This window comes from Actinomadura sp. 6N118 (genome assembly GCF_044326415.1).
Taxonomy (GTDB): domain Bacteria; phylum Actinomycetota; class Actinomycetes; order Streptosporangiales; family Streptosporangiaceae; genus Spirillospora.
On record NZ_JBIRAZ010000061.1, the window covers coordinates 1 to 2,853 of the forward strand.

Annotated in this window: 3 protein-coding genes; all 3 read right to left on the bottom strand. The window is 72.2% G+C overall.

Annotated elements, in window-relative coordinates; translation table 11 throughout:
* Positions 1-1,817, bottom strand: a 1,817-nt coding sequence (iolD, locus tag ACH34W_RS55305) for a 3D-(3,5/4)-trihydroxycyclohexane-1,2-dione acylhydrolase (decyclizing) (protein WP_395969342.1), incomplete at its 3' end; no start/stop codon positions are given.
* Entirely contained in the window at positions 1,814-2,680 is an 867-nt protein-coding gene (iolB, locus tag ACH34W_RS55310; RefSeq protein ID WP_395969343.1) for a 5-deoxy-glucuronate isomerase, read from the bottom strand. The genes iolB and iolD, both read right to left, overlap by 4 nt.
* On the bottom strand, positions 2,677-2,826 hold the full coding sequence (locus tag ACH34W_RS55315) for a hypothetical protein (RefSeq protein ID WP_395969344.1): 150 nt from the start codon (positions 2,824-2,826) through the stop codon (positions 2,677-2,679). Before ACH34W_RS55315 ends, iolB begins: the two co-directional genes overlap by 4 nt.
* Positions 2,827-2,853 lie beyond the last annotated feature (27 nt).

Sequence of the window (2,853 nt, forward strand, 5' to 3'; positions counted from 1 at the left end):
CGCTGCGCCTTCTTGGCTTCGGCGTAGCGGGAGTGGGCCTGTGCGGTGGATTCCAGAGTGGAGACCTCCGCGACCGGGACGTCCCACCAGGCCTCACTGCCGGGCGCCTGGACGAGCGGGTCCGTCTCGACGTGGACAACGGTCGTGTGGGCGGCGTCGCGGGCCTTGCGCAGCGCGGTGCGGAACTCTGCGGCGGTGGTGGCGCGCAGCACGTCGGCGCCCATCGCGGCGGCACTCGCGGCCAGGTCGCCGGGCAGGCGGAAGCTCGTGCCGAAGCGTTGCGCGCCGACCGACTCCGACAGGTTGCCGATGGACGCGAAACCGTGGTTCTGAACGAGGACGACGACGAGCTTGACTCCGTCGGCCACGGCGGTGACCAGTTCCTGCGCCATCATCAGGTACGAGCCGTCCCCTACCAGGACGAACACCTCGCGGGACGGATCGGCGAGCTTCACCCCGAGGCCGCCGGCGATCTCGTAGCCCATGCAGGAGTAGCCGTACTCGACGTGGTAGCCCTTGGGATCGCGGGTCCGCCACAGCTTGTGCAGGTCGCCCGGCAACGAGCCGGCCGCGCAGACCACGACGTCGCGTGGCTCGCTCACCTCGTTGACGATGCCGATGAGCTCTGGCTGGGACGGGATGGGCCCGTGCCCGGCGGCCTGGGCACGGGCGACGGCGTCGTTCCACCGGGCGGTCAACGCCGCGCTCTCTCGCCGGTAGGACGCCGCCACCGTGTGACCGGCCAGCGCGGTGCGGAGGTCCGCGAGGCCGGCGCGGGCGTCGGCGGTCAGGGGGACGCCCGAGTGCTTGACGGCGTCCAGCGTCGCGACGTTCAGGTTGACGAAGCGGACGCCCGGGTTGGCGAAGAGGGTGCGTGAGGCGGTGGTGAAGTCGCTGTACCGGGTGCCGATCCCGAGGATCACGTCGGCGTCGCGGGCGAGCGCGTTCGCGGCAGTGGTGCCCGTCGCGCCGATCGCGCCGACCGAGGCCGGGTGGTCCCAGGAGAGGGAGCCCTTGCCCGCCTGCGTCTCGGCCACCGGGATGCCGGTTTCCGAGGCGAACGCGCTCAGCTCCTCTGTCGCGCCCGAGTAGATGACGCCGCCGCCCGCGACGATCAGGGGGCGCCGTGCGTCCCGCAGGAGCGCGGCGGCTTCCGCGAGAACAGGGGGCTCGGCGGCCTGGCGCGGGATTCGCCAGATCCGTTCGGTGAACAGTTCCGCCGGCCAGTCGTAGGCCTCGGCCTGGACGTCCTGGGGCAGCGCCAGCGTCACCGCGCCTGTCTCGGCCGGGTCGGTCAGCACCCGCATCGCGGCGAGGAGCGCGGCAGGGAGTTGTTCGGGCCGGTTGACGCGATCCCAGTACTTGGAGACGGGTTTGAAGCAGTCGTTCACCGAGACGTCGTAGGAACGCGCGTCCTCGAGTTCCTGGAGAACGGGGTTGGCGGTGCGGGTGGCGAAGACGTCGCCCGGGAGCAGCAACACCGGAATCCGGTTGATCGTCGCGAGTGCCGCGCCGGTCACCATGTTGGTCGCGCCGGGCCCGACGGAGGTCGTGCAGGCGTACGCGCTGAGCCGGTCGTTCATCCGGGCGTAGCCGACGGCCGCGTGGACCATGGCCTGTTCGTTACGCGCGGAGCGGTACGGCAGGTCAGCGGCGCGCTCCAGGAGCGCCTGGCCGAGGCCCGCGACGTTGCCGTGGCCGAAGATCCCGAAGCAGCCCGCGAAGAAGCGGCGCCGTTCCCCGTCGCGTTCGGTCCACTGGTTGGCCAGGAAGACCACGATGGCCTGCCCGACGGTCAGCCGCTGGGTCGCGGTCATCGTTCCCCCTCGCATCCGGCGGCCGAGGTCATCGGCAGCCTCGGGCCGGCCGGCTGTCCCGGCCAGGTGTCGCGGATCCAGGCGTGCGCCGGATCGTCGCAGATCAGCCAGGCCCGTTCGGCTCCGGGCCCGGCCATCACGTTCAGGTAGTAGAGGTCGTGGCCCGGGACGGCCATGGACGGGCCGTGCCAGCCGTGCGGTATCAGCACCGTGTCGCCGGTCCGCACCTCTTCGAGGATGTCGATGGGCCGGTCGGGCGTCCCGTACACCCGCTGGTAGGCCATTCCCGGTCCGCCGCCCGGGTTCGCGGCGACCTCGAAGTAGTAGATCTCCTCCAGGACGGCCTCGGCCGCGGTCGGCTCGTCGTGCTTGTGCGGCGGGTAGGACGACCAGTTGCCGCCGGGCGTCAGGACCTCACACGCGATCAGCCGGTCCGCCTCGAACGCCTCGGGCGTGCAGAAGTTGTTGACCTGGCGGGCGGCCTGCCCGGCGCCGCGCAGTTCGACCGGCACCTTGTCGGCGGGACCGTAGCGGGGCGGCAGGCGGTTGTCGCAACGGGCGGACGGCAGCGCGAACCGGCCGCCCTCGCGGGAGGAGATCATCAGGGTGGCGTCGCGCGGCGCGTAGGCGAAGTCGGTCACCCGGGAGAACACATCCCGGCGGCCCCGCAGGTTGAAGGTCACCGCGACCTCGTCGGCCGGAACGCCGACCGTCACCATGCACGAGCCGGCGAGCGGGAGTACCAGCGTCTCGGCCTCGCCGGTCTCCAGGGTGATCTCCTCACCGGGTCCGAGTGCCAGGACGCGCAGACCCGAGTACGTCCAGCCTGCGTTCTCCGGGGTGACATGGGTCGCGCCGTTCACAGCAACCCTGCCGCGGCGTCGACGGCCGCGGCGACGTCGCCGCCGCGCGGGTAAAGCAAGCTCCGGCCGATGACCAGGCCGCGGACGGTGGGCAGCGCGAGCGCCTTCTGCCAGCCGGCCAGCGCGGCGTCCGGATCGTCGGGCACCTCGCCGCCGAGCAGGAGGGCGGGCAG